20 protein-coding genes, 2 rRNA genes and 2 pseudogenes are annotated in these 26,562 nt (G+C 40.9%); 9 read left to right on the forward strand and 15 right to left on the reverse strand.

Annotated features, from left to right (window positions below; all coding sequences use genetic code 11):
* Nucleotides 1-100: 100 nt before the first annotated feature.
* From PARC_RS17275 to PARC_RS17285, 3 genes are all read right to left on the reverse strand, one after another.
* The gene (locus tag PARC_RS17275) at nt 101-814 is read right to left on the reverse strand and encodes a hypothetical protein (protein ID WP_010554520.1); all 714 of its coding nucleotides are present in this window, start codon (nt 812-814) and stop codon (nt 101-103) included.
* A gap of 138 nt (nt 815-952) precedes the next feature.
* On the reverse strand, nt 953-2,743 hold the full coding sequence (locus PARC_RS17280) for an alkaline phosphatase (RefSeq protein WP_010554519.1): 1,791 nt from the start codon (nt 2,741-2,743) through the stop codon (nt 953-955).
* A gap of 11 nt (nt 2,744-2,754) precedes the next feature.
* Nucleotides 2,755-4,344 carry an alkaline phosphatase gene (locus PARC_RS17285; RefSeq protein WP_010554518.1) on the reverse strand — a complete coding sequence of 530 codons (1,590 nt, stop codon included), beginning with the start codon at nt 4,342-4,344 and terminating at the stop codon, nt 2,755-2,757.
* 580 nt (nt 4,345-4,924) lie between these two features.
* Here PARC_RS17285 and PARC_RS17290 point away from each other — a divergent pair.
* The 6 genes and pseudogenes from PARC_RS17290 to PARC_RS17315 all read left to right on the forward strand — a co-directional run bounded on the left by PARC_RS17290 (nt 4,925) and on the right by PARC_RS17315 (nt 7,951).
* Nucleotides 4,925-5,674, forward strand: a complete 750-nt coding sequence (locus PARC_RS17290; protein WP_010554517.1) for a GntR family transcriptional regulator — start codon at nt 4,925-4,927, stop codon at nt 5,672-5,674.
* 252 nt (nt 5,675-5,926) lie between these two features.
* Nucleotides 5,927-6,043 (forward strand): annotated as a pseudogene (locus PARC_RS21835) (putative sulfate exporter family transporter); the annotation flags it as partial.
* A 425-nt stretch (nt 6,044-6,468) separates the two neighbouring features.
* Entirely contained in the window at nt 6,469-6,678 is a 210-nt protein-coding gene (locus PARC_RS17300) for a cold-shock protein (RefSeq protein WP_006792548.1), read from the forward strand.
* A gap of 186 nt (nt 6,679-6,864) precedes the next feature.
* The gene (locus tag PARC_RS17305) at nt 6,865-7,074 is read left to right on the forward strand and encodes a cold-shock protein (protein ID WP_010554515.1); all 210 of its coding nucleotides are present in this window, start codon (nt 6,865-6,867) and stop codon (nt 7,072-7,074) included.
* Between the two features lie 187 nt (nt 7,075-7,261).
* Nucleotides 7,262-7,471, forward strand: coding sequence for a cold-shock protein (locus PARC_RS17310; protein ID WP_010554515.1), 210 nt, complete (start codon nt 7,262-7,264; stop codon nt 7,469-7,471).
* 231 nt (nt 7,472-7,702) lie between these two features.
* Nucleotides 7,703-7,951 (forward strand): DUF3297 family protein, encoded by a 249-nt coding sequence (locus tag PARC_RS17315; protein ID WP_002963088.1) that lies wholly within the window; start codon nt 7,703-7,705, stop codon nt 7,949-7,951.
* A 114-nt stretch (nt 7,952-8,065) separates the two neighbouring features.
* Here the strand turns inward: PARC_RS17315 and PARC_RS17320 are convergent, their stop codons facing one another.
* The 3 genes from PARC_RS17320 to PARC_RS17330 form a co-directional block, all read right to left on the reverse strand.
* Entirely contained in the window at nt 8,066-9,544 is a 1,479-nt protein-coding gene (locus tag PARC_RS17320; protein ID WP_010554514.1) for a KAP family P-loop NTPase fold protein, read from the reverse strand.
* A gap of 63 nt (nt 9,545-9,607) precedes the next feature.
* Complete coding sequence (locus PARC_RS17325) at nt 9,608-10,441, reverse strand: alpha/beta hydrolase (protein ID WP_010554513.1); 834 nt, start codon at nt 10,439-10,441, stop codon at nt 9,608-9,610.
* 146 nt (nt 10,442-10,587) lie between these two features.
* Entirely contained in the window at nt 10,588-11,010 is a 423-nt protein-coding gene (locus PARC_RS17330) for a MerC domain-containing protein (protein ID WP_010554512.1), read from the reverse strand.
* Between the two features lie 141 nt (nt 11,011-11,151).
* Here PARC_RS17330 and PARC_RS17335 point away from each other — a divergent pair, with 141 nt between their 5' ends.
* The gene (locus PARC_RS17335; RefSeq protein ID WP_010554511.1) at nt 11,152-13,563 is read left to right on the forward strand and encodes a TonB-dependent receptor; all 2,412 of its coding nucleotides are present in this window, start codon (nt 11,152-11,154) and stop codon (nt 13,561-13,563) included.
* 32 nt (nt 13,564-13,595) lie between these two features.
* Nucleotides 13,596-14,978 carry a hypothetical protein gene (locus PARC_RS17340; protein ID WP_010554510.1) on the forward strand — a complete coding sequence of 461 codons (1,383 nt, stop codon included), beginning with the start codon at nt 13,596-13,598 and terminating at the stop codon, nt 14,976-14,978.
* A 94-nt stretch (nt 14,979-15,072) separates the two neighbouring features.
* Here PARC_RS17340 and PARC_RS17345 read toward each other — a convergent pair.
* From PARC_RS17345 to PARC_RS17370, 7 genes and pseudogenes are all read right to left on the reverse strand, one after another.
* A pseudogene (locus PARC_RS17345) lies at nt 15,073-15,909 on the reverse strand (alpha/beta hydrolase).
* A gap of 37 nt (nt 15,910-15,946) precedes the next feature.
* Entirely contained in the window at nt 15,947-16,495 is a 549-nt protein-coding gene (locus PARC_RS21840; protein ID WP_021032084.1) for a PIN domain-containing protein, read from the reverse strand.
* Nucleotides 16,456-16,860 carry an NYN domain-containing protein gene (locus PARC_RS21845; RefSeq protein ID WP_021032083.1) on the reverse strand — a complete coding sequence of 135 codons (405 nt, stop codon included), beginning with the start codon at nt 16,858-16,860 and terminating at the stop codon, nt 16,456-16,458. Before PARC_RS21845 ends, PARC_RS21840 begins: the two co-directional genes overlap by 40 nt.
* A gap of 194 nt (nt 16,861-17,054) precedes the next feature.
* A complete protein-coding gene (locus PARC_RS17355) occupies nt 17,055-18,362 on the reverse strand; it encodes a DEAD/DEAH box helicase (protein WP_010554509.1) in 1,308 nt (435 codons plus the stop codon).
* Between the two features lie 147 nt (nt 18,363-18,509).
* On the reverse strand, nt 18,510-19,700 hold the full coding sequence (locus PARC_RS17360; RefSeq protein WP_010554508.1) for an alpha/beta hydrolase-fold protein: 1,191 nt from the start codon (nt 19,698-19,700) through the stop codon (nt 18,510-18,512).
* 112 nt (nt 19,701-19,812) lie between these two features.
* Nucleotides 19,813-21,633 carry a glutamine--fructose-6-phosphate transaminase (isomerizing) gene (gene glmS / locus PARC_RS17365; protein ID WP_007580413.1) on the reverse strand — a complete coding sequence of 607 codons (1,821 nt, stop codon included), beginning with the start codon at nt 21,631-21,633 and terminating at the stop codon, nt 19,813-19,815.
* A gap of 40 nt (nt 21,634-21,673) precedes the next feature.
* A complete protein-coding gene (locus PARC_RS17370; protein ID WP_010554507.1) occupies nt 21,674-22,438 on the reverse strand; it encodes a DeoR/GlpR family DNA-binding transcription regulator in 765 nt (254 codons plus the stop codon).
* Between the two features lie 159 nt (nt 22,439-22,597).
* Between PARC_RS17370 and PARC_RS17375 the strand changes: the two genes are divergently transcribed.
* Nucleotides 22,598-23,125, forward strand: coding sequence for a sugar O-acetyltransferase (locus tag PARC_RS17375; protein ID WP_010554506.1), 528 nt, complete (start codon nt 22,598-22,600; stop codon nt 23,123-23,125).
* A 154-nt stretch (nt 23,126-23,279) separates the two neighbouring features.
* On the opposite strand, the gene rrf is transcribed toward PARC_RS17375, so the two are convergent.
* Together rrf and PARC_RS17385 are read right to left on the reverse strand one after the other, a co-directional pair.
* Nucleotides 23,280-23,394, reverse strand: a 5S ribosomal RNA gene (rrf, locus tag PARC_RS17380).
* 149 nt (nt 23,395-23,543) lie between these two features.
* Nucleotides 23,544-26,434: ribosomal RNA gene (locus PARC_RS17385) — 23S ribosomal RNA — on the reverse strand.
* Between the last annotated feature and the right edge of the window lie 128 nt (nt 26,435-26,562).

Here is a 26,562-nt window from a genome sequence, read left to right on the forward strand (position 1 = left end):
AGGACTTTGATGGTTGTAGCTTCCATTACCTAACTTATTAAATACCTACTTTTAGCTCATAGCCTTGTCATTTTTTAGCTATGAGCTACACATCTAAAACCTAGTGGTGATGTCCACCTTCAATAGCTTCACCCTGCTGGTTATAAAATCCTGTTGCGCTGTGCTCTATAAAACCAAGGTTGATCATTTTAGCTAAAAACGGGTCGTTTTCGTTATCGCCAATGTCGGCGTAGTCGGTGGTTTGAAAGCGATCCCATTTGGCAAACTGCGCGGTTATTTCTGCTTTATTACTGTTTACATTATTAAGGCTAAGCACGGTGTTCGTTTGGGCTTTTTTATTGGTTACGCTAAAGCTTTTAACCAAATTTGATTGCGTAAATAAAGCGAGTTTAAATTGGTTGTCACCTTCAGTAAGTTCGTAGTTTTTTACTTCATCGCAGCCTGTGCCTTGGGTGTTTAAAAGCGTCATTTTTTCTATTAAGTGCGCATCCACCAGCTGGTTTTTAGCACTCCAATTTTGTACGCCGCGTACCTCAGATGGCTGATATTCAATACCGCGTTGCTGGGCATTAAAATAACGAATAGGGCGAATTTGCTTATTAGCTAAATGTTGCCAAAGCTCGGTAATTACTTGGCGTTGATGCGCTACTTGCTGATCGTTTCGCCAAAGGGTAAGTGACTCATTACTTTGCTGTGCTTTATGGCTGTTGGTAATTTTATAATCGGCTTTTAAATGCTTGGCATAAATATCGCACTGCGAGGCAAAGCTACTTGTACTTACAAGCGTGGCAATTATTAATAACGCTTTTTTCATTTAGCTATCTCTTATTTATATTTCAAGTTTATGGCAATAACATAACGATTATAAATGTCAGTTTAATGACAAAAACCCCGCACAGTATGCGGGGTTTTTATTTAGATATATTTAACTAAATTTATAACTAGCCGGTATTTATTGCGCTAGTTTTTCGTCTGCTGCTTTTACAAAGTCAGCGGCAAAGTCCATTACATGGAACAAAAAGCTTTGCTCGTTTGTGCCTGTTACCAAGTGTGCACCTGGTCCCATTGCATAAACGCCTACGTCTTCACCGGCATGTGTTTCAGAGCCCATTGGTACCAGTGCTTCTTGATGAAAACCAGGTGTTGTTGTATCAACATCAGTTAAATCAACACGCCCTGTAACCGGTGCAAACGCGTAACCTGCATCGGCATCGGTCTCGCTACCTAGGTTTCTAAAGCCACCACCATTGGTGTAACCAACCGTTGTATAAGGCATATCGTCGGCAGCTAAACTTGGCTCAGTTGCGCCTACTGCAACCACTTTACCTAAAATTGGGTTACCGCGTTTAGGGTAACCAGCAATGGTAAATACATGGCTGTGATCGGCAGTTACAACTATTAATGTTTCTTCTGGGTTGGTGTTTTCCATCGCCACTTTAACGGCTTTAGCAAGCTCAATAGTGTCGTTTAACGCGTTATAAGCATTACCCGCATGATGCGCGTGGTCAATTCGACCCGACTCAACCGTTAAGAAAAAACCTTGCTCGTTGTTATCAAGTACGTTTATTGCTTTTTCGGTCATTTGTGAAAGCGAAGGCTCGCCTGCAACATCGTTTGCGCGGTCAGCTTCGTACTGCATGTGGGATTCGTTAAATAAGCCAAACACTTTAGTGGCGTCGTCACTTATTGCATCAAAACCGGTTTGATCCATTACGTACGTGCCATTTGGATATTGCGTTTTCCATTCTGCGGTTAAGTCGCGGTTATCTGTACGATCCCCTTCAACAGCACTTACTGCATCGGCTGAATTAAACGCGGCATCTTTTGGTAAAAAGTGACGACGACCGCCGCCCATTACTACGTCAATACCGTCTACATCAACACCACTAAAGCGTGCTTCTAGGTTGGCTTCAAAGTTAACCAGTTGCGATGCAATGTCTTCACACGTTGCGGCACTTTCTGGCATATCGGAGATATCTTCCCAGTTACGCTCTGCCGATTTAGCATACGTTGCAGCTGGTGTTGCGTGAGTAATACGCGCTGTAGAAATAATTCCTGTTGCTTTACCTGCAATTTCAGCAAGCTCTAACGAGGTAACAAGTTCATGCCCTTTGCCTGATACACAATTACCACGTTCAACCGTTTCATCAATACCAATAACGCCTGCGTCGGTTTTAACGCCCGATGCCATTGCGGTCATAGTGCCTGCCGAATCTGGCGTTTGCGCATCTACGTTGTATGTTTTTACAAAGCCCGAAAAAGGCATAGTTTCAAAGCTTAACTGGTGATCTTCACCCATTTCGCCCTCTAACTGACCCGCTAAAATACGTGCTGCGGTTATGGTAGAAATACCCATACCATCGCCCACAAATAAAATTACGTTTTTAGCTTTGCCTGATTCTGTAACAATGTTGCTACTGGCTGTTTGTGCAGCACCTAATTTTGTTTGTGCTTCACTAAACCACGTATTGCTAGTGAGCGAGGCTAACTGCTCGCTTGTTAACGCCGTTGCAGGTGCATTACACACTAAATTAGTTGAGTTAACTTCGTCGCTGTCTAGCACGTCGTTATTATTGGTATCTGCGCCTACTTGCGTCTCTACACCGCCATTAATACACTGCTCAGAGCCCACTGCAATAGCGTTATCTACTGCGATAATATTGTTTTCATTTTTGTTATCGTCACTCGAGCAACCTGCTAGCGCGACCATTACTGCCAAAGAAAGTACCGTTAATTTGTTCATGTTAGCCGCCATTATTGCTGAGTTAGTTCAAGAGCTTGATTAATTAAATGAAATACAACGTTTTGTTCAATTACGCCCTGTGCTAGCTGAGCACCAGGACCTTTAGCATGTAAAGATATGTCTTCACCTGCGTGTGTTTCTGAGCCCATTGGTACGGTTGCTTCTTGGTGAAAACCTGGGGTTGTTGTATCAACGCCATTTAGCTCAACACGCCCTGCTACAGCAGCACTTGTGTAACTTGCATCAGCGTTGGTCTCACTGCCTAGATTTCTAAAACCTAAGCCATTTGCGTAACCTACCGTGGTGTACGGCATATCGTCGGTGGCTAGGCTTGGTGTTGTAGCACCTACTGCAACTACTTGACCTAAAATTGGATTACCACGCTTAGGGTAGCCTGCAATAGTAAATACATGGCTGTGATCGGCGGTTACTAAAATCAGGGTTTCTTCTGGGTTGGTGTTATCTATCGCTGCTTGCACGGCTTTAGCAAACTCAATGGTGTCGTTAAGCGCGTTGTATGCATTGCCCGCGTGGTGCGCGTGGTCAATTCTTCCCGACTCAACCGTTAAGAAAAATCCATTATCGTTTTTACCAAGCACTTCAATTGCTTTAGTGGTCATATCGGTAAGTGAAGGCTCGCCCGCTACATCATTTGCGCGGTCAGCTTCGTACTGCATGTGGGATTCGTTAAATAAACCAAATACTTTAGTGGCGTCGTCTGCTATTGCATCAAAGCCTGTTTGATCCATTACGTACGTAGCATCTGGGTATTGTGTTTGCCACTCAGTTACTAGGTTGCGCTCGTCAGTACGGTCACCTTCTATAGCGCTTACTGCATCTGTTGAGTTAGCTGTTTCGTCTTTTGGTAAAAAGTGACGACGACCGCCACCCATCACAAAATCAAGACCGTCTACGTCGGTCCCTACAAATCGTGCTTCTAGGTTTTTTTCAAAGTTAACCAGTTGCGATGCAATGTCTTCACAGCCACCCGTTACGGCATCTTCTGGCATATCTGATACGTCTTCCCAGTTACGGTCAGCCGATTTAGCATACGTGGCAGCAGGGGTTGCATGAGTAATACGTGCTGTAGAAATAATACCGGTAGATAGCCCTTTAATTTCAGCCAATTCAGTTGCGGTAAGAAGCTCGTTACCTGCCACTGTTGAACACACGCCGCGTTCAATATCTTCGTCTACACCAATAACGCCCACATCGGTTTTTACACCCGAAATAATAGCCGTCATCGTGCCGGCTGAGTCGGGAGTTTGCGCATCTACGTTATACGTTTTAACTTGTGCAGAGTATGGGAACTCTTCAAAGCTTAAATAACCTTCTTCGCCAGATTGATTATTACGCTGCCCTTGTAAAATGCGCGCGGCGGTAAGTGTAGAAATACCCATGCCATCGCCAACAAATAAAATGACGTTTTTAGCTTTAGTGGCTTGTGTAGCCTGCGCTTGTGCTGTTTTTGTTGTTAGTTTAGTTTGCGCAGCGCTATACCAGCTGCTGTCTTTTTGGCTTTGCGGTAGTACATCAGCATGGCTAACTGCGCTAAACGCAAATGTTAGCGCGATTGCCGCAGCGACTTTTTTAATTTTCATCCGTAATTCCCATTGTTTAGTGGTTATTTTTTGAAATGTGTAAACACAAAAAAGATCAACCGCTGCACTATAGAAAACAGATGTGACTGATAAAGGTAATTTTGATGAAAGTAAAATGACTAAACTATTACAAAAATAAGTCGCAAAAAAAGCGCAACGTGTTAAACGTTGCGCTTTTAAGGGAAATTATTGAGGGAGTTATTTAAAATCTGGCGAAAATGCTATATCTAACCCAGAGCGCCTGTACATGAAACCACTACTACCTTTGCCGGACAGTTAAATTCGTCAACTTCAGTTTTAGTGTAAGTGGTATTACCGGTACTACGGGTAAATTTAATCGAGTAATTGTATTTATAACACTGTAAAACGAGTGGCAAACCCAGTGAAAAAAATCCATCAAGTAATGTGGTTACTCCACCTGAGATTAAAATGAATAAGGACGATTTTTAAACATAATATGCAGTTTGCCTCAATAAAAAATTACTGCGGTAGCTCACGTTTAATCAAGAAACGCAAATATGCGTAAAAGGCTTCACCTATGATATAACTACAAGTGGATTAAATTTAATGGTAAATAACAATGAGTAACTCTATGTTTGATCACAAATTAAGTAGCCCAAGCTTGGATTTTCAACCACTCTACTTACAAGTGGCTGATAGTATAAAACAACTCATTGTTAAACGGCATTGGTTGCCCGGCGAGGCTTTACCAAGCGAATTTCGCCTTGCTGAAGAATTTAACGTAAGCCAAGGTACTGTTCGTAAAGCGCTTAATTTATTAACCGACAATAAAATAGTAACTCGTCGCCAAGGCGTTGGTACATTTGTATCAGAGCATACCTCGCAAGATGCCTTATTCAGGTTTTTTCCGTTACAAGCCGACGGTGAAAGTGACAACTCACCAAAGGCGGAACTGCTATCGGTTGAGCTTTGTGTAGCGCCTGCTGAAGCTATAAAGGCTTTGCAGCTAAATAAAAAAGACAAAGTTACTAAGCTAGTTCGCAGGCGTATTCTCGATAACGAGTTTTGCATGAGCGAAACTATATACCTACCGCAAAGCTACTTTCCTGATATACATAAAAGTAGTGATATACCGCACACTTTATATCATTACTATCAGAGTAAATTTAACCAAACGGTGCACAAAACCCAGGACAGTATTAAAGCCGTACTTGCTACAATAGATGATGCAAAAATGCTTGCTATAAATGCAGGCGATCCATTGCTGTTAGTATCGCGTATTACCGAATCAATCGAAGGTAAACGTATTGAATACCGCCTAACTAAATGCCGTAGCGATCACTATCATTACCAAATTGAGCTCGACTAGTTAAACGGACTTAAACTACTAATTAGCAATCTTAGCGCGTAACCATTAAATATTTTTTAAAGACAGCAAGCCTTACCTTGATGGCTTTCTGCTGGCTTTCCATTCACTAATCTGCCGCTTTGCTGTAAACGCAGCATGATTCACATATTACATAACGCGTCTTCGAGATAAATGCCTATTGAAATAATTAAGTACCCTCCTTCCAGTAGGGTTCAATTTATTAAGCTTAGAGTAAGAATATTGTGTACAAACGGAATGAAAACTAATTTAGGAAAGCTTACCGAAGTAGGTATGAAACCCATTATTTTAATTGTGGCTGAAACACTTTGGATTGCATTATTAATACTTGGATTTGTAATTTGGAGCTAATGAATCAAGTTATTTAAGGTATATATCAAAAAAATCAGTAGGTAATTAGGTCATGTTTTAACCACTTAAAACTTGCATTTTACCTACTCTAGAACCGCGTTCCAATACAAACATAAAGCATTGATTAAATTAAAATTAACTCAAATTAAGACGCAAAAAAGATCACCTTAATCATGACTGGTTAGTTAAAAAACAAACAAACTAATAAAGCACTTACTCTAAAATAAATTTACAATAGGGCTTGGTATATAGCTCAATTTACTGTTATCCTGCTTGGCATCGGGTTGACAGAAAACCCTATTTATTTGTAAGTACCACGTTGTTTTAGTAATAATCCTTCGCGTTATCCTCAGTTAAATGTATGTTTTCTTCCTGTTAAATTGCCTAATTTAAGGCGCACTTTTATTAATTCTTAGGATACTATTATGTCTAATACTACAACTGGTACAGTTAAATTTTTCAACGAAGCAAAAGGTTTTGGTTTCATCGAGCAAGAATCTGGTCCTGACGTTTTCGCACATTTCAGCGCAATCTCTGGCGACGGTTTCAAAACTCTAGCTGAAGGCCAACGTGTACAGTTTACTGTTACTCAAGGTCAAAAAGGTCCACAAGCTGAAAACATCGTTAGCATCTAATTGCTTTCGTTAAAATGGGTTAGCAATAACCCATTTTGAATACTAGTTTGAAAGAAGTTTTGTTTTATTTGTTAGTACCCCGTTGTTTTAGTAATAATCCTACGCGATATCCTCAAGTTAACTATTTTTTCCGGCTCAATCGCCTCTTTTCAGGCACACTTATATTAATTTTTTAGGATACATATTATGTCTACTACAACTACTGGTTCAGTAAAATGGTTTAACGAAGCAAAAGGTTTTGGTTTTATCGAGCAAGAATCTGGCGCAGACGTGTTCGCACATTTTAGCGCAATCTCTGGCGACGGTTTTAAAACTTTAGCTGAAGGCCAACGTGTACAGTTTACTGTTACTCAAGGTCAAAAAGGCCCACAAGCCGAGAACATTGTTAGCATCTAATTGCTACACAATTTAATGGGTTAGTAATAACCCATTTTGAATACTAGTTTGAAAGAAGTTTTGTTTTATTTGTTAGTACCCCGTTGTTTTAGTAATAATCCTACGCGATATCCTCAAGTTAACTATTTTTTCCGGCTCAATCGCCTCTTTTCAGGCACACTTATATTAATTTTTTAGGATACATATTATGTCTACTACAACTACTGGTTCAGTAAAATGGTTTAACGAAGCAAAAGGTTTTGGTTTTATCGAGCAAGAATCTGGCGCAGACGTGTTCGCACATTTTAGCGCAATCTCTGGCGACGGTTTTAAAACTTTAGCTGAAGGCCAACGAGTACAGTTTACTGTTACTCAAGGTCAAAAAGGCCCACAAGCTGAGAACATTGTTAGCATCTAATTGCTAAACAATTTAGTGGGTTAGAGATAACCCATTAATATATTTACCTTTATAATTATTTAGTCGAATATCTTCAAAACCTCCTCTGTAAATATTTTCCAAGCGCAATCTCATTTGTATACACAACTCATTAATTAGTACATTTTTAAACACATTTACTACTATCTCTCTTGAGCGAAAGCTTTGTATTGCCTACAATAGCGCATACTTCATTCAATATAGAATATGACCATGAACGACACTACCGCAAAACCTGCTTTACCAGATCGCCTTTCTATTAATCCACGCAGCCCACATCATGTGGAAGAAGTTTTTGAACACGATATTGGTATCACGTTCAACGGCAAAGAGCGTTTTGATGTTGAAGAATACTGCATCAGCGAAGGTTGGATAAAGTTTGCATCTCCAAAAGGCCTTGATCGTCGCGGACAACCACTTTTACTTACAAGAAAAGGCACTGTTGAAGCCTTTTATAAGTAAGCTAATACGACTTACTAAAAAAGCGACACCATATTGGGTAGTCGCTTTTTTTGTGCTTGTTAAAAACAAAACCGAATAACCTAGCTGATAACCTTTACTCATATAGACTGCTGTTTAAGATAGCTGACCCACTTGCTCAACAATTTGTATGTAATTAGAAAAATCCTTTATCAACTTAGAATCTCGATTCCCATTAGCCAGATAAAGGCCTGTCTCTATTTCCTCTTTTAAGCTTTTTGCAGACGCGCCGATTCCTCTATTAGGCAATGAATCAAAAGTATAAAGCTTAGTATTTGGGTCACAAAACAGCTTCATTGATTCATTTATTTTATAATCAATTTTACCTTTGTAAGTAGTCACTAAATCAAAGTTATCTTGTTGATAACTCGGAAATTTACTACCGTGTGGTTGATTGAAGATACTCGACCCCCATTTATTTTTGAAATACGGATAAATTTTGGGGTGTCTGATTTTTAACACAATGATATAAAACAAAGGTAATGAAAACAGATAATCAGTCTTTTCTTGCGTTAATTGAATTGCGTATAAAAGCTTAACGGCTTGTTCAATATCCCTTAAACCAGCCCGCATATACTCCGCAACTTTACTGAGTATGCCAATATTTATTATATCTTCTGATTTATTATCCTCTTGGAAAACCGGAACGAACACAGTTTCATTAGGCAAATACTTTGACCAAATAAAGTTACAGTACTTTTCTTTATCTGGGCTTTTAAGTGAATATTCTTGGTCAAAAAATCGATTTAAATAACGTTTAGATTCGAATTTTTCACCGTAGACAGCATTAATCGAATGGCTTAGTTGCTCTGATGCAGTAGCGACAATAAAGTAGACGCCTTCAACATTAAATAAATGCTTAATCGTTTCTAATAATTGGATACTGTAAGAAGGCTTGCAACGGTCTAACTCATCAATCAAGATAAATAAAGGAGCTTTAAATGGAGCACTACCTTCTAAACCTTCTACTAATAACCTTAGGTTTTCCTTAAAATGGCCTATAGCATTTTTTGTTGTTTGATACTCTTTTAGTGCTAATTCAGCTGCCTTTGTAGAGATTGAAGAAGCAACAGTAGTAATATCTTTTGACAAACCAGGCTGTTCATCCCCCTTGACAGAAGCGACCTCACTCTCTTGCTCCTTTTCAAATAAAGCTTCGACGCCATCAAGAGACATACCAAAAAGCTGTTTAGTAAAAAAACCACCGAGTAAAGGAAGTGCTGCGTTTTTCATTGATCTTGCAATACCAGCTAATTTACCATCGGTCTCACTAAGTAAGCCTTGATTAGTCAATTCTTCATTTATTTCAGCAATAAAACTAAGTAAAGCATTTTCAGAAAAATCATTTTTCCATGCATCAAAACATACAACTACATGCTTCTTTTCTTTTAGCTCTTCTGCGAGGTTATTAATAAAATATGTTTTACCAAAGCCCCATTCTGCATTGACATTTAATACATAGTTTTTACTATGCTCAGCCTCTAATACTGCGTATTTACTCGTTAAAAACTGAACAAGCCATTGTCCTTCTTGCTTTCGATTCAACCTATCATCTGACCATAATTCAACCGACATATAATTTCCTTATAAATTTTTTTAATAAAACATACTAGTACGAATCAATATAAAAATAACGTTTTATTGCTCACCTAACACCCAATCTAAGCCTTGGATTGCTGTTGTTGGAAATGCGGTTGCATGATTAGCGCCGTCAATAACAACACTTTTTAATTCTATATTGTCACTTTTAAGCGCATTAATTTTTTGCGTTAGCTGCTTAGCACCTTCAACCATATTTTGCTCTTCGCCGAAAGCTGGCGTTTCCATAGATCCAACTGATATATATACCCTTATAGGCAATTTTGGCTTATTCACTTTTAACGCTAATAGTGCATTGTTATCAAACCAAACCGATGGGCTGCCAATAATATAATTGCTAAATAAATCGGGTGTCGTTAATAAAATAGTCGCGCCAAATAAACCGCCTAACGAATGCCCCATGTAGGTTCTTTGTAAGTTACTGGCCCGATAGTTTTTTTCAATAAAAGGGAAAACTGTACTTTGTAAAAACTGAATATGCCCTTTGGCATTACCTGTTTGCTTTTTCCAATCTTTTGCAAAGGTAGGCGTGTAATCTCTAATTCGGCTGTTAGAGCCAGCGGACCCTTTTTCATAGCCAATTGCTACAATAATAGCCTGTTGCATTTTGCCACTATTCATAGGGAATCGTGTAGCCCCAGCAACGATGGGAAAGGTGTACGGTGCATCGGTTACATAAATAACTGGATACGTTTTATTAGGCTGCTTTTGGTATGATTTAGGAAGCTGAATATACACAGGATACGCCCGCTCGCTAACGGGCTCAATGAGCTCAACCACGTTACTTCGGGGTATTGAATAAGGGGTATTTGCGCTTAATTTAAAACATATTAAGGCGCTTAAAAGCAAAAGAGATTTTAAAATAAGAGGCACTGTATTGGTTAACCTAAGCTAAAAATAAATTAAGTACCTACTTTAAAGTACTTTTAGCGAATATTTAAGCTATCTAAAAAAACAAAGTTTAAATAAAAAATAAAGTGCCAGTATAGCTTTCGTTTAAACCACCAGCACTTATAGCATTAAACCACTTGATCTGGCTCACTACCTGAACACGGGCAATTTTCATCATTTTGTTTAAGGCATTGTTGGTAATTAAACCAATGGGCTACAGCAATAAACGCTGAGCCTATTAAGGTTAGCGCTTTTTCGACCACTTCATGGCCTAGCAATACAGCAAATATCATAAAAGCTAAGCCTGTTACACCAGACACCATATAACGTGTACGTTTATGTTTATGTTTTTTACAGCCTAAACTCAATGCCAACAAACTGGTTGGCATTACCGCCGCAAGAATCCATAAATGAAATTGCTCACTATCTATTTGCATTACAGCAAAGCTTGGTAATAACGCTAAAATAACCGGGGTTGCAAAACAATGCACTGTGCACATTACCGATAACCCTATTGCCATACGATCCATAACACTTTGACTCGACTTCATTATTTCCTCTACTAAATCAGTGTCTCCACTCAAAAACGTTACTTTTAAGGAGACATTTTAATAACATCAGTTAATTACCATTGATATACTATAACATTACTCGCATAATTGATATAACATAACATCTAACAAGGTAGTCAAATGAAACGTAGATCACAATTAGCTGTTCTCATAGCAGCTTTATTGCCGGCTAGTGTGCTTGCATCCACAATAGAAGGCGTTGTTTTAAACAACAAAGGTAAAGTAGTTACCAATGCAACGGTAGAAGTTGAAGGCTCAGATCTTAAAGTAACCACCGATGAAAACGGTAAATTTGTTATAACAGAACTAAAAAATGGCTTAAAAGAGCTTCACGTTGTAGCCCTTGGTTATGCGCATCTTCATCGCGATATAACAATAACTAATGATGAAAACCAATCGGTTACTTTTAATTTAAAGCGCTCGCCTATTGAAGTTATTGATATTGAAGCGACCCCTATTCATATGTCGGCAATGGAATCTGCATCGCCTGTTAGTGTTTTATCTGGCGAACAACTAAGACGACAACAAGCTGCAACCCTTGGCGACAGCCTTGAAAAACTCCCAGGCGTTAATACAAATTTTCACGGTAAAGTAGCCAGCACGCCTATTATTCGTGGTTTAAGCGGCCCGCGTGTACTCATTACTCAAAATGGCCTTGATGTAAGTGATGTTTCGCGCGTTGGGCCCGATCACTCTGTTGCATCGGAGGCTTCTACCGCACAACAAATTGAAGTATTACGCGGCCCTGCAACGCTGTTTTATGGCAGTGGCGCAATTGGTGGTGTGGTTAATGTAGTAGATAACCGCGTACCCACCGACAGCACCACGCGTGGTGAATGGAACCTAGAACATAACTCGGTAGATAATCAAAAAGTGGCCTCGTTTAATGCCACCACAGGCACAGACTCTATGGCTTTTTACGCCGATGCATTTTGGCGTGAGGCCGATGACTACGAGGTACCTGTAGCTGCCGATATAGATAGCGACGGTGAAGAGCATCGTGGCGATTACAAAGTTGAAAACAGTAATGAAGAGTCTGACGGTTTTACTGTTGGCGCGAGCTATTTAATGGATAACGGCTTTATTGGCTTAGCAGTAGAGCAATTTAATCGTCAATACGGTATTCCGGGCCATACGCACGGCGAGGAAGAAGAGGAAGAACACAACGACGAAGAAGAAAGCGTATTTGCTGATTTAGAGCAAACTAAAGTGCAATTATTAGGTGAGTACAACCTAGATAATAAATGGCTAAACAAAATAAATCTCCGCGCTGGCCATACCGACTACGAACACGCTGAAATTGAGAGCGGCACTGTTGGCACTACCTTTAAAAACGAAACCAACGAATTACGCATAGACCTACTGCATAACCAATTTAACGAATGGAATGGCGGTATTAGCTTTCATTACAAGCAAAGCGATGTTGAAGCACAAGGTGAAGAGGCCTTTACTCCTCCATCAGAGACCGAAAGCTTTGCTGTAGCCTTAATGGAAGAAAGGCACTTTGGTGATTTTTTAGTGCAGGTAGGTTGGCGTATTGAGCGAGTAACCATTGAAGCAGGCGACGTATTACTGCCAAATATTGACGCTCACGCACACGATGAAGCAGAAGAAGCCGACGAGCATGATCATGACCACGAAGAAAGCGCAGAAACCACTCGCGTATTTGATGTAGAGCATGAATTTACGCCAGTCAGTTTATCAGCAGGGGTAGTATGGGATTTTACATCTAACTATAACTTAGGGCTTTCGGTATCGCGCTCTGAACGTGCACCTTCTGCCTCTGAGTTGTTATCGTTTGGGCCGCATATTGGCACTGGCACTTACGAAGTAGGCGCACTATTTGATTTAGATGAAGATGGCCATTTGGGTTTATCTGAACAAGCAATAGATCTGGAAACAGCCAATAATATCGATTTAACCCTACGTAAAACTCAAGGCGATGTTGGCTTTATTTTAAATGCCTTTTACAACCAAGTAGATAACTATTATTACCAAATAGACACCGGTTTATATGCCGAAAGTGGACATGACCATGGCGATGAAGAAGAACTCGCTGACGAACACGGCCATTCATCAGAGCTACCCGTTTATTTATTTAAAACAGATGATGTAGTTTTACATGGTTTTGAAGCGCAAATTGCGTGGCAATTAACAGATGAGTTTAAGCTAGATGTATTCTCAGACTACGTTCGTGCACGCCTTAAAGACGGCGGCGATTTACCCCGTACACCACCGCTTCGTTTTGGCAGCCAGCTAAGCTATCAAACAGATAAACTCAGTGCGCATATTCACGTAACTCGTTATCAAGAGCAAGACCGCACAGCCCCACAAGAAACAGCCACAGACGGTTACACCTTAGTTGATGCGAGCATCTCTTACGACCTTTCAGTGTTAAACCAAGATATGTCTGTGTACCTACGAGGCACTAACTTAACAGATACAGAAGCACGCGTGCACAGCTCGTTTGTAAAGGATATAGCGCCACGTCCAGGACGTAGTTTTGCGCTAGGTATTCGCGGTTATTTTTAAGCGTTAAAAAATTATAATTAAAGGAAATAAACATGAAAAAACTATATCAATTAAAGCTTATTGCACTCGCTATTAGCGCTACATTTATTACGGCCTGTGGCGATGCAGAAACCAACATTGTGGAAAAAGATCCTATTGTTGTAGAAGACGAGCACAATCATGACGATGATCACGACCATGACGACGGCTATACCATAGACTCACTTGGCAGACTTGCCGTTCTGGCAGGTGACAGTAACGAAGCTAGCTTTTTTGATTTAGACAACAACGAATTACTTGATACATTTACACTGAACAATGACTCAAACACGTTATCTGCATCACCAGGCTTTCGTTATGCTGTTATTGCTAATCGTACTCAAGATTACCTAGGGTTTATAGACGGCGGTATATGGCGCGAAGATCACGGTGAGCACTTGCATGATTATGAGCAAGGCCCTGCGTTTAGCAGCTACGAGCTAACAAGTGGTAGTCGCCCTACACACTTAATAACTCACGACGGGCAATTAGCAATATTTTACGATGGCGATGCAGAAACCGGTACGCCTGCCTCAGTAGAAGTGCTAACCGATAACGATATTACCAATACAACAGCTACACTTACTGGCATTAACTACGATATTAACATGCATGGAGTAGCTGAGCCTCGCGGCGAGCATTTACTCTCAACCATTCGCCGCGACGATGTAAGTAATACATCAAATGCCAAAGTACTTCCCGATCAAGTGGGTGTTTATCATCTTCACGATGGTAATTACGAACTAGAGCAAACGTTAGAAATAACCTGCCCCGATTTACACGGCGCAGCACAAAATCACGATTATGTTGTATTTGGTTGTGGTGATGGTGTATTGATTGCCCATCAGCAAGGTGATGTATACAGCGCTCAAAAAGTTGTAAATATAGATGCCGTAGGCGATCAGCGCATTGGTACTTTGTACGGCCATAAAAACAATGACACAATTTTTGGTATTGCCGCAGGGCATGATGGCAGTGGTTCAGTATTGCTTAGCATTCATCCTGAAAATGCCGAAATGGAAGAAGTAGAATGGCAACTTGCTGATGGCGCAAGTGCTGTTTCTTATTCTTTTTCAGCCAGTGGTGAACACTTTTTAATACTCGACAGCCTAGGCTTTTTAAATGTACTTACTGGGCATGAACATGACGGTGAAATGCACTGGGAACTCGCAGGCCAAGTAGATATTACTCAAGCAGACGTAACCACAATGCCCGAAGGAATGAGCTTTAGTATGACAGTGGCGCAAAGTGGTCAGTTTGCTTATATTGCCGACCCAATTGCTCAACACATAGTGCAAGTGCACCTTGAAGATCTAGAAATTGAAAGTGAGCTAGAGTTAACTTTTCCACCTGCAAGCATTACCTGGTTAGGGATTGCACAAGAGGTAGATCACTAAGTTACTAAACACATTACTGAAAAGATTATAACTTTACATTACTATTAAAAATTAAAACCCATCATTCACAAAGTTAGTGATGGGTTTTTAGTGACTAATTCGCTTTACCCAGCACCCAATCTAAGCCTTGGATTGCTGTTGTTGGAAATGCGGTTGCATGACTAGCCCCTTCAATAACAACACTTTTTAATTCAATACTGTCGCTGTTAAGCGCTTTTATTTTTTGCACTAGTTGCTGTGCCCCTTGCACCATATTTTGCCCCTCACCAAAAGCTGGCGTTTCCCTTGCTCCAACAGATATACACACCTTTATAGGCAACTTTAACTTATTTACTTTCAACGCTAATAGTGCATTATCATTAAACCAAACAGACGGGCTACCAATAATATAATTGCTAAATAAATCGGGTGTCGTAAATAAAATAGTCGCACCAAATAAACCGCCTAAAGAGTTTCCTATGTAGGTTTTTTGTGTGCTACTTGCACGGTGGCTTTGCTCAATATAAGGAAACACAGTGTTTGTAATAAACTTAATGTGCCCTTGCGCATTACCTGTTTGTTTTTTTCAATCTTTTGCAAAGGTAGGTGTGTAGTCTCTAATTCGACTAGCTGATCCAATAGACCCTTTTTCGTAACCAATGGCGACAATAATTGCTTGCTACATTTTTCCGGTATTCATAGGAAATCGTGTTGCCCCTGCCACTATAGGAAACGTGTACGGCGCATCGGTTAAATAAATAACTGGATATGTTTTATCCGGCTTATTTTGATATGACTTAGGCAATTGAATGTAAACAGAGTAAACACGCTTACTAGAAGGTTCTGTTAGTTCAATAACGCTACTTCTAGGGATTTCGTATGGGGTATTAGCGCTTAATTTAAAGCATATTAAAGTAGTAGAAAGTAATAATAGTTTTGATATTAAGTCCACATTTCACCCTTTATTAAATATAAGTAGTTTCATGTAGCTAGTTATTAAATAGCTGAGTATATTTTTGTGCGTAACTTAGCACTATTTTTGCTGTTTCTTCATTATCAAGTAATAGAATTGGAGGATCCGTTAATGGCGGTAAATCATCAAAGCTAGGTAATGGTTTTTCCAACCAGCGCCAGCATTTAGTTCGATTAGCTTCAACTTGTAATAAAGTTAATATTATTTCTTCAAGTATTTCTGGCTGACCAAACCAACCTATAGGTTTAGAAACTGGTTTTCTTCCTCCCTGGATAACACGTGGCAACTGCGACTGTTTTAGTTCTTCAATTAAAATATTCTTGCGTGTCCAGTCAGCATGTATATCTAGTTTTTCATTGGGGTAACGAACACTATCAGTAGTAGGGATCACTAAGCCTATCTTAACTTTATTTAGAGATTTTATTTTTTCTAAAGCCCTTTCTAAGTCTGTATCATTAGTAACAAACACAACTTGCTCAATTGAGTCATCCGTAAATACATCAAATAAAGCCTCAACCGCAATATTTACATCAGTTTGCTTTTCTTCAAGCTTCCAAATATCCACATACTCACATACTCACATTCATTTGGGTGTTTTTTAGGTTCTTTTTCATCAATTTTAAATGCACGTGTTGGGTTTACAGAGTAGTAACCTTTGATTATTTCTAGCTGACCATTTGAACTATTGAAAGTTAAAGCCCTGTGATAAGCCTGCTGATCAGCTAAAGAATCTTTTGACGTAGCTGCCTTTTCTACAATATTCGCAGTAAAAAACTTAACGCTTAAATTATTGCTAGTGTGGGCTTCACTTGCAGAACTGGGAAGGATATAGTTATCAAATAATTTAAATATATCTAACCATTTATAAGGCGTTCGCTTAAGACATCCATAATATAAATTATATCCATCAATATATATTCGAGTCTTCAAAGTCGATCCTTAAATTTTAGCTACAAAAAAACCGACACTAAGGTCGGCTTTTTCTCCCTATATCCAGGAGACTCAATGCTACGCGTGGAAGTAGGGTTAGTTGTTAATAATGATCTTAGTCAAAATTGACCAATACGTCAACAACTGATTTTATCGCCAATTGTAAGTTTAGACAAAATAATAAATTATATTTCCTATTTAGAACGCCCCCTCCAACCACTCCATACATCATCTATATCATCAGCTTTATTTTTTTTCTTTTTCTTGCCTGTGCCTTCTGGTTTTGCCATTGGCTTTTCATTTTTAAGCGCCTCGGCAGCATCAAGATTAGCTTGGTTAACGGCAAAGCCTGCTATTTCCTCACGTTCAAGACGTAGTTTATTTTTCTTCTCGATTATTTTAAAGTGATGCAAATCTTCATAATCAACCAATGAAAGCGCTAAGCCTACTTCACCAGCACGGCCGCTTCGACCAATACGGTGCATATAATCAGACGGGCTTCGTGGTAGATTAAAGTTTATTACCACTGGCAGCTTTTCAATATCCAAACCACGTGCAGCAATATCGGTTGCGATAAGTACTTCGATTTCGCCCGCTTTAAATTTTTCTATTACGCGAGTACGTTCACTTTGGCCTTTATCGCCATGGAAAACTTGTGCATTAACACCGCGTTTTTCAAGCTTAGCCGCTAAATGCTCACAGTCTTTTTTAGCGTTGACAAAAATCAGTGCTTGGCGCCATTTATGCGTTTTAATTAAATGCGCTAAAACTGTGGTTTTTTCACCTTTGTTTACGGTAAAAACACGCTGTACTAAGGTGCTTTCGTCTTTGTTTTGTACTTGTATTTCAACTGGGTCGTTTAAAAGCTCTTGCGTTAATTGTGTTACTTGTTCTGGAAAGGTGGCTGAAAACAACATAGTTTGTTTGTTAGCAGGCATAAGCGCTAATAGCTCAGCCAGCTCTTCGGTAAAGCCAAGGCTTAGCATACGGTCGGCTTCATCAAGTACAAGCGTAGTTACTTTATCAAGCTTAATAGCGTTGCTTGAGATTAAATCGAGCAAACGTCCTGGTGTTGCTACAATAATATCGGCGCCGCCGCGTAGAGCCTGCATTTGTGTATTAACCGACACACCACCAAACACTGCAACTGTTTTAATTGCACCATTAAAGTTAGCAGAATACGATTTAACGCTATCGGCCACTTGCGTAGCAAGCTCACGCGTCGGTACTAAAATAAGCCCCGTTACAAAATTACCTTTGCTGGCAGTATTTTTAGCGCCCTGCTCAAGGAAAGCTTTTTGCAACATAGGTAATGCAAACGTTGCTGTTTTACCTGAACCGGTATTTGCCCCTGCAATTAGGTCACTACCCGCAAGCACACTAGGTATAGCCTTAGCTTGGATAGGTGTAGGCTGGGTATATTCCAAATCGGTTAATCGAGCTAATAGCTCTGGAATAATGCCAAGTTCGGAAAAAGTGCTAGGGCTTGTGGCTGAGGTCATATTTATTACGGGCTTATTGCTAAAAAAGTAGCCTGTAATTTTAGCGTATTTAGCGCTTATTAAGTAGAGATTAGTGATTTAAATATCAGCGGCGTGTTGTAAAGGTAACTGTAAGCGCAGGCTCCCCCCGCGCATTGTCCTTTTATATTACTGGGTTTTATTTAACTGTGTTTGTAATCTACTTTTAGTCTCTTTTAAGGTATCTAAATAGGGGTATGTGGTATCTACGACATTTAAAGCAGCCTCTATTTTAATAAGTGCCTGTTGTATATTACCTTGTAATTCATAGCCATAACCTAACCCCCATAGTGCATCAACAGATTGTGAGTGATGCTTAACATTATGCTTAAATACTGCCACAGCCCGCTCATATTGCTGCATATTTACTAGGTTGTAACCAAGTTGCCTAACAGCCGCCTCTGGAGGTGTTATTTGCTCCCCCCATTGCTGAGATAACTTTTTATAATAAACATCAATAGATTCTATATCATCGCTTAAAGCACTCATGGGCATTTGTTTGGGTAAAAATAAATGATGGTAAGCATTAAAGGCCCCAGCGGCAGATGTTAAGTTATGCGATACATTTTCAAATGCGTCACTGAAAAAGCGTAAATTTGGCAAGCTATTAAATTGTAAAGCTTGCTGCAGCTCATTATATCGCTCACGCATTAAGCCAGCTTCTTCGCCAATATTTATATAAACATAGTTATTCAGGTCTTTTGATTTATTAATAAACGACTTAGTCGCTTTTACCGGTGCGCCATAGTTCCACCAAACGGCAGGGCTGTAAGCAATATGCGCTTGGAAAAGCTCAGGGTTAGCTTGCATAGTATAAAGTGCAAACACGCCTGCTGCTGAGCCCCCAGCAATCACATTAAAGTTATGCGTACGATAGCTTTTATTAATCAAGGGCATAAGCTCTTGCTCAATAAATGCTAAAAACTTTGCTGCGCCTCCGCCTTCACCTACCGGGCCTTGTGGCTCTTTATTAACTGTGGGGTATAAATCTCTTAAGCGATTAGTGTTTTCAATAGCGACAATAATAACCTCAGGCGCACGATTATTATTTTGCAGCCGATCCATTACAGCACTTATAAGCGGTATATTACCCGCGCCATCTAGGCGATAAATTACAGGATAAACTTTGTTTGCATTAGCTTGGTAACTCTTTGGAAGTTGAACTACAACGGTACGTAGCTCATTTAAAATTACTGAATTGATAGTATGTGTTTGTTGCGTATAGCTAATGGTTTGCTGCTTCAAATCAGGCTCTGCAAGTGCACTATTAGAAAACAATGAAAATAAACTATATATAAAAACAGCGGTTAATAAACGCATGACTAATCCTTTAGAAAGTAGTGTGTTATTTAATCTAACAGGCTTTGAGGTACAAAAAAAGGCGCATTGAGCGCCTTTTTATCTTTAACAGGTAATTACCAACCTTTTGATTTTACTCAACCGTAACCGATTTAGCTAAGTTACGTGGTTGGTCAACGTCAGTGCCTTTAATTACCGCTACGTAGTAAGACAGTAGCTGCAATGGCAAGGTGTAAACAATTGGCGCAATAATGTCGTCAGTGTGGTTTACGTTGATTACACGCATTGTGTCGTCTGACTCAAAGTGTGAATCTTTATCTGCGAATACGTAAATAATGCCGCCACGTGCGCGTACTTCTTCTACGTTTGATTTAAGTTTTTCTAGCAATTCGTTATTTGGTGCTACAACAATAATTGGCATGTCGGCATCAATAAGTGCTAATGGGCCGTGTTTTAGCTCGCCCGCTGCGTAAGCTTCTGCGTGAATGTACGAAATCTCTTTAAGTTTAAGCGCACCTTCCATTGCAATTGGGTATTGCGAGCCACGACCTAAAAACAATGAGTGGTGCTTATCAGCAAACTCTTCTGCAAGATCTGCGATACCATCAGCGAGTAATAATGTTTCTTCTAACTTAGCTGGAAGTACTTTAATTGCATTTACAATTGCGCTTTGATCAAGGCCTTTTTCCTGAGCTATAGACGCAGTAAGCATTAACAAACCAACTAACTGCGTTGTGAATGCTTTAGTAGATGCCACGCCTATTTCAGCGCCTGCTTTAGTCATAAAGGCAAGGTCTGATTCGCGTACAAGCGATGAACCAGGTACGTTACAAATAGTCATTGAGGCCATGTAACCTTGCTCTTTAGCTAGGCGTAATGCAGCTAGCGTATCGGCAGTTTCACCCGATTGAGAAATAGTAACAAGTAAGCTATTTTCATGAACAAACGACTGACGGTATCTAAATTCAGAAGCTATTTCTACATTACAGCTAACACCCGCAAACTGCTCAAGCCAGTAACGTGCAACCATACCTGAATGGTAAGACGTACCACAGGCAATAATTTGCACATGTTTTACATCTTTAAATATTTGCTGAGCGCTTTCGCCAAAGGCATCAATTGCTACACGGTCGTCGTTTAAACGCCCTTCAAGAGTATTACGTACAGCAAGTGGCTGCTCGTAAATTTCTTTTAGCATGTAGTGACGGTAATCGCCTTTGCCTGATGCATCTTGCGTAATGTTTGATTCAATCACTTCACGCTCAACTGCGTTACCATCTGCATCAAAAATTTCTACTGTGTCACGTGTAATACGTGCTACGTCGCCTTCTTCTAAAAAGATGAAGCTACGAGTAACAGGTAGTAATGCTAACTGATCAGACGCAATAAAGTTTTCGCCAAGGCCTAAACCAATAACAAGAGGACTACCTGAGCGCGCTACAATGATTTCGTTGTCGTTGTCTTTATCAAATACAACAGTACCAAAAGCGCCTTCAAACTGTTTAACAGCTGCTTGTACTGATGCAAGTAACGTTGTGTGTTGTTTACGAAGTTGGTGAATTAAATGCACCATTACTTCTGTATCAGTGTCTGATAAGAATTCGTAACCATCTGCTTTAAGTGCTGTACGTAGACTCGCGTGGTTTTCAATAATACCGTTGTGCACAAGTGCTAACTGGTTGTTTGATACATGTGGGTGTGCATTTGCTTCTGTAACGCTACCATGTGTTGCCCAGCGCGTATGTGCAATACCTGTATGACCGCTAACACCTGCTTTTTCTAGAGCTGCTTCTACGTTAACTACTTTACCCACTGCTTTAACAGTATTAAGTGTGTTGCCATCAAGCAATGCTACGCCTGCTGAGTCATAACCACGGTATTCAAGACGTTTAAGGCCTTCAACTAAAATTTTGTTTACTGGACGTTCTGCAACTGCCCCAACTATTCCACACATAGTGTCTCCATTAATTTTTAAAATACTTGCTACTGAGTAGCTATTGTATAATCTCTGCACAAATTAGTTTTACACCACACGCCTCAATTGCTTTGCGCTTATCGTCTGCTAAGCCATCGTCGGTTATTAATGTGGTTACTATTTTCCACGGTAATTCTAAATTTGGTATTTTTCGGCCAATCTTATCTGATTCAACCATTACAATTACTTCACGAGCGGCTTTTGCCATAACTTGGCTTAAACCAACTAGCTCATTAAAGGTAGTAGTACCGCGCTTTACATCTATGCCGTCAGCGCCAATAAATAGCTGATCAAAGTCGTAAGAACATAATACATTTTCAGCAACTTGCCCCTGAAATGACTCAGAATGTGGATCCCACGTTCCGCCGGTCATTAAAAGTGTCGGCTCGTTCTCGAGTGCTAATAAACGACTCGCTACTTTAATAGCGTTGGTCATAACAACTAGCCCACGCTTATCTGCAAGCTCAGGGATCATAGCTGCCGTAGTGCGTCCGCTATCAATAATAATGCGGTTATGATCTTTTATAAGTTTTGCTGCTGCTTTTGCTATTGCGACTTTGCGCTTTGAATCTACTTCATCGCTAACAATTTCTTTAGGTAGTGCAATAGCACCACCGTAGCGGCGAAGTAATAAGCCACTTTTTTCAAGCGAGGTTAAATCTTTTCGAATGGTTACTTCAGATGTTTGAAACTGCTGTGCTAACTTTTCAACGGCGACTTCACCTAATTCATTAACTTGAACCAGTATATTGTGACGACGCTGCTGTGTGTTTCGTTTAGTCATAAAGCTCGTGAATTAAGTTTCATTTCGAAAGTTATGCGATTTTAAACGAAACAACTTAAATGGCAAGTGAACGAGCAAAAAAAACACAGTTTTATTCTAATAATAATAAAACTAAAAGTACGGTAAGCTGTAACTAATTAAGTTATAAAGATAAATACAATGCAGTCATTTAACAGTATCAGTAAAGAATACTTAGCACAGCGAAAGCAAGCAGGTGAAACCTGCCGTTTATTTAATAAGAGCCCAAGTAAAGGCAACTTAAAACGTATCAAAGAGTTATTTTTAAAGTCGGGTGATGGTGTAATTATAGAATCAGGTTTTCATTGCGATTACGGCAATCAAATAGTTATTGGTGATCGTACTTTTATGAATATTAATTGCACACTTCTCGACTCGCCATTAGCCAATCACTCAATCACCATTGGTGATGACTGTTTAATAGGCCCGAACGTTCAGCTTTTAGCTGTGTCACATGCTACTAATCCAGCAAAAAGGCTTAATAAGGAAAACTTTGCAGCACCTATCGCGTTAGGCAATAACGTATGGGTTGGCGCAGGTGCAATTATTTTAGCGGGTGTGAGTATTGGTGAAAATAGTATTGTGGGTGCGGGTGCTGTGGTTACTAAAAATGTAATGCCTAATACTGTAGTAGCGGGTAACCCAGCTCGTGAAATAAGAACATTGTAGCTATTCTCGATGTAATTTTAACGTTGGGAGTCGCTGCGCTCGCCCGCCCTACGTGATGGGTGTTGATGTGAGTGTGTGTTAATTGCGCGTATTTCACTTTTCTGCAGACGTAAAAAAGCCCGAATCGTTAGATTCGGGCTTTCTACAATTTGAAGCCTGGTAATGTCCTACTTTCACATAGCAAATGCTACACTATCATCGGCGCTGTTTCGTTTCACTACTGAGTTCGGCATGGAATCAGGTGGGTCCAAAACGCTATTGTCACCAAGCAAATTTGGGCGTTAATCCGTATCGCTACGCACTAACTGAATTTGGAAAATATCTGATAATATTTTTTAAGTCTTTCAGTAAATATCTACTTTAGTTATATTAACTTCTTCGCTTGTTTCACTATCACATAAAACGCGTTTGGCGTTGTATGGTTAAGCCTCACGGGTAATTAGTACAAGTTAGCTTAATGGCTCACACCACTTCCACATCTTGCCTATCAACGTTGTAGTCTTCAACGGCCCTTCAGAGACTTTAAAAGTCTAGTGAGAACTCATCTCGAGGCCTGCTTCGCGCTTAGATGCTTTCAGCGCTTATCAGTTCCGAACGTAGCTACCGGGCAATGCCATTGGCATGACAACCCGAACACCAGCGGTTCGTTCACTCCGGTCCTCTCGTACTAGGAGCAACCCCTCTCAATTCTCAAACGCCCACGGCAGATAGGGACCGAACTGTCTCACGACGTTCTAAACCCAGCTCGCGTACCACTTTAAATGGCGAACAGCCATACCCTTGGGACCGACTTCAGCCCCAGGATGTGATGAGCCGACATCGAGGTGCCAAACACCGCCGTCGATATGAACTCTTGGGCGGTATCAGCCTGTTATCCCCGGAGTACCTTTTATCCGTTGAGCGATGGCCCTTCCATTCAGAACCACCGGATCACTATGACCTACTTTCGTACCTGCTCGACGTGTCTGTCTCGCAGTTAAGCTGGCTTCTACCATTACACTAACCGTACGATGTCCGACCGTACTTAGCCAACCTTCGTGCTCCTCCGTTACTCTTTAGGAGGAGACCGCCCCAGTCAAACTACCCACCAGGCACTGTCCGTAACCCCGATTCAGGGGCCAACGTTAGAACATCAAAACTACAAGGGTGGTATTTCAAGGTTGACTCCACAACAACTAGCGTCGCTGCTTCAAAGTCTCCCACCTATCCTACACATGTAGGTTCAATGTTCAGTGCCAAGCTGTAGTAAAGGTTCACGGGGTCTTTCCGTCTAGCCGCGGGTACACAGCATCTTCACTGCGATTTCAATTTCACTGAGTCTCGGGTGGAGACAGCGTGGCCATGGTTACACCATTCGTGCAGGTCGGAACTTACCCGACAAGGAATTTCGCTACCTTAGGACCGTTATAGTTACGGCCGCCGTTTACCGGGGCTTCGATCAAGAGCTTCTCCCTAAGGATAACCCCATCAATTAACCTTCCGGCACCGGGCAGGTGTCACACCGTATACGTCATCTTGCGATTTTGCACAGTGCTGTGTTTTTAATAAACAGTCCCAGCCACCTGGTCACTGCGGCTCCCGTCCGCTTAGAGAGCAAGTCTCATCACAGATAGGAGCGTACCTTCTCCCGAAGTTACGGTACGATTTTGCCTAGTTCCTTCACCCGAGTTCTCTCAAGCGCCTTAGTATTCTCTACCTGACCACCTGTGTCGGTTTGGGGTACGATTCCATATAATCTGAAGCTTAGAGGCTTTTCCTGGAAGTATGGCATCAGCAACTTCATCACCGTAGTGACTCGTCTCGTGTCTCAGGTTTAATGTCTGTCCGGATTTACCTAAACAAACGCCCTACTCACTTTCACATAGACTACCAACGCTATGCTTGCTTAGCCTGCTCCGTCCCCCCATCGCAATTATATCGAGTACAGAAATATTAATCTGTTTCCCATCGACTACGCCTTTCGGCCTCGCCTTAGGGGTCGACTTACCCTACCCTGATTAACATGGGATAGGAACCCTTGGTCTTCCGGCGTGGGAGTTTTTCACTCCCATTATCGTTACTCATGTCAGCATTCGCACTTCTGATACCTCCAGCATACCTCCCGGTACACCTTCAACGGCTTACAGAACGCTCCCCTACCACTCAGAATAAATTCTGAATCCGCAGCTTCGGTGCATAGTTTAGCCCCGTTACATCTTCCGCGCAGACCGACTCGACCAGTGAGCTATTACGCTTTCTTTAAAGGATGGCTGCTTCTAAGCCAACCTCCTGGCTGTCTGGGCCTTTCCACATCGTTTCCCACTTAACTATGACTTTGGGACCTTAGCTGGCGGTCTGGGTTGTTTCCCTCTTCACGACGGACGTTAGCACCCGCCGTGTGTCTCCCGGATATTACTTTACGGTATTCGGAGTTTGCAAAGGGTTGGTAAGTCGGGATGACCCCCTAGCCTTAACAGTGCTCTACCCCCGTAAGTATTCGTCCGAGGCTCTACCTAAATAGATTTCGGGGAGAACCAGCTATCTCCCGGTTTGATTAGCCTTTCACTCCTAGCCACAGGTCATCCCCTAACTTTTCAACGTTAGTGGGTTCGGTCCTCCAGTTGATGTTACTCAACCTTCAACCTGCCCATGGCTAGATCACCGGGTTTCGGGTCTATACCTTGCAACTATTCGCCCAGTTAAGACTCGGTTTCCCTACGGCTACCCTATTCGGTTAACCTCGCTACAAAATATAAGTCGCTGACCCATTATACAAAAGGTACGCAGTCACCCAACAAGTGGGCTCCTACTGCTTGTACGTACACGGTTTCAGGTTCTATTTCACTCCCCTCACAGGGGTTCTTTTCGCCTTTCCCTCACGGTACTGGTTCACTATCGGTCAGTTGGGAGTATTTAGCCTTAGATGATGGTCCACCTATATTCAGTCAAAGTTTCACGTGCTCCGACCTACTCGATTTCACTTAAAATGTCTTTTCATGTACGGGACTATCACCCTGTATCGTGGCGCTTTCCAGCAGCCTTCCATTAACACATAATAAGCTTAAGGGCTGTTCCGATTTCGCTCGCCGCTACTTTCGGAATCTCGGTTGATTTCTTTTCCTACGGGTACTTAGATGTTTCAGTTCTCCGCGTTCGCCTCGTTAACCTATGTATTCAGTTAACGATACCTGCAAGCAGGTGGGTTTCCCCATTCGGAAATCTTAGTCTCAAGCGCTTTTTACTAGCTTGACTAAGCTTATCGCAAGTTAATACGTCCTTCATCGCCTCCAACTGCCAAGGCATCCACCGTGTACGCTTAGTCACTTAACCATACAACCCAAACGGGTCTTTGTTTTGTGACAGTTTAACTTCGCCAGAAGTCAATATTGAATACTAAAGTAGATACCAATCAATCAACTCATAAGAGTTAACTAAATGGCACTGAATGGTACTGCTAC

This window comes from Pseudoalteromonas arctica A 37-1-2 (genome assembly GCF_000238395.3).
GTDB classification, from domain to species: domain Bacteria; phylum Pseudomonadota; class Gammaproteobacteria; order Enterobacterales; family Alteromonadaceae; genus Pseudoalteromonas; species Pseudoalteromonas arctica.

Excerpts from the sequence above, each read along its gene's own strand:
- PARC_RS17355 (WP_010554509.1), bottom strand. The coding sequence starts at position 18,362 with ATGACCTCAGCCACAAGCCCTAGCACTTTTTCCGAACTTGGCATTATT.
- PARC_RS17340 (WP_010554510.1), top strand. The coding sequence starts at position 13,596 with ATGAAAAAACTATATCAATTAAAGCTTATTGCACTCGCTATTAGCGCT.
- PARC_RS17305 (WP_010554515.1), top strand. The coding sequence starts at position 6,865 with ATGTCTACTACAACTACTGGTTCAGTAAAATGGTTTAACGAAGCAAAA.
- PARC_RS17300 (WP_006792548.1), top strand. The coding sequence starts at position 6,469 with ATGTCTAATACTACAACTGGTACAGTTAAATTTTTCAACGAAGCAAAA.
- PARC_RS17370 (WP_010554507.1), bottom strand. The coding sequence starts at position 22,438 with ATGACTAAACGAAACACACAGCAGCGTCGTCACAATATACTGGTTCAA.
- PARC_RS17330 (WP_010554512.1), bottom strand. The coding sequence starts at position 11,010 with ATGAAGTCGAGTCAAAGTGTTATGGATCGTATGGCAATAGGGTTATCG.
- PARC_RS17310 (WP_010554515.1), top strand. The coding sequence starts at position 7,262 with ATGTCTACTACAACTACTGGTTCAGTAAAATGGTTTAACGAAGCAAAA.
- PARC_RS17285 (WP_010554518.1), bottom strand. The coding sequence starts at position 4,344 with ATGAAAATTAAAAAAGTCGCTGCGGCAATCGCGCTAACATTTGCGTTT.
- PARC_RS17360 (WP_010554508.1), bottom strand. The coding sequence starts at position 19,700 with ATGCGTTTATTAACCGCTGTTTTTATATATAGTTTATTTTCATTGTTT.
- PARC_RS17320 (WP_010554514.1), bottom strand. The coding sequence starts at position 9,544 with ATGTCGGTTGAATTATGGTCAGATGATAGGTTGAATCGAAAGCAAGAA.
- PARC_RS17275 (WP_010554520.1), bottom strand. The coding sequence starts at position 814 with ATGAAAAAAGCGTTATTAATAATTGCCACGCTTGTAAGTACAAGTAGC.
- PARC_RS17335 (WP_010554511.1), top strand. The coding sequence starts at position 11,152 with ATGAAACGTAGATCACAATTAGCTGTTCTCATAGCAGCTTTATTGCCG.
- PARC_RS17280 (WP_010554519.1), bottom strand. The coding sequence starts at position 2,743 with ATGAACAAATTAACGGTACTTTCTTTGGCAGTAATGGTCGCGCTAGCA.
- PARC_RS17375 (WP_010554506.1), top strand. The coding sequence starts at position 22,598 with ATGCAGTCATTTAACAGTATCAGTAAAGAATACTTAGCACAGCGAAAG.
- PARC_RS17290 (WP_010554517.1), top strand. The coding sequence starts at position 4,925 with ATGAGTAACTCTATGTTTGATCACAAATTAAGTAGCCCAAGCTTGGAT.
- PARC_RS17315 (WP_002963088.1), top strand. The coding sequence starts at position 7,703 with ATGAACGACACTACCGCAAAACCTGCTTTACCAGATCGCCTTTCTATT.
- glmS (WP_007580413.1), bottom strand. The coding sequence starts at position 21,633 with ATGTGTGGAATAGTTGGGGCAGTTGCAGAACGTCCAGTAAACAAAATT.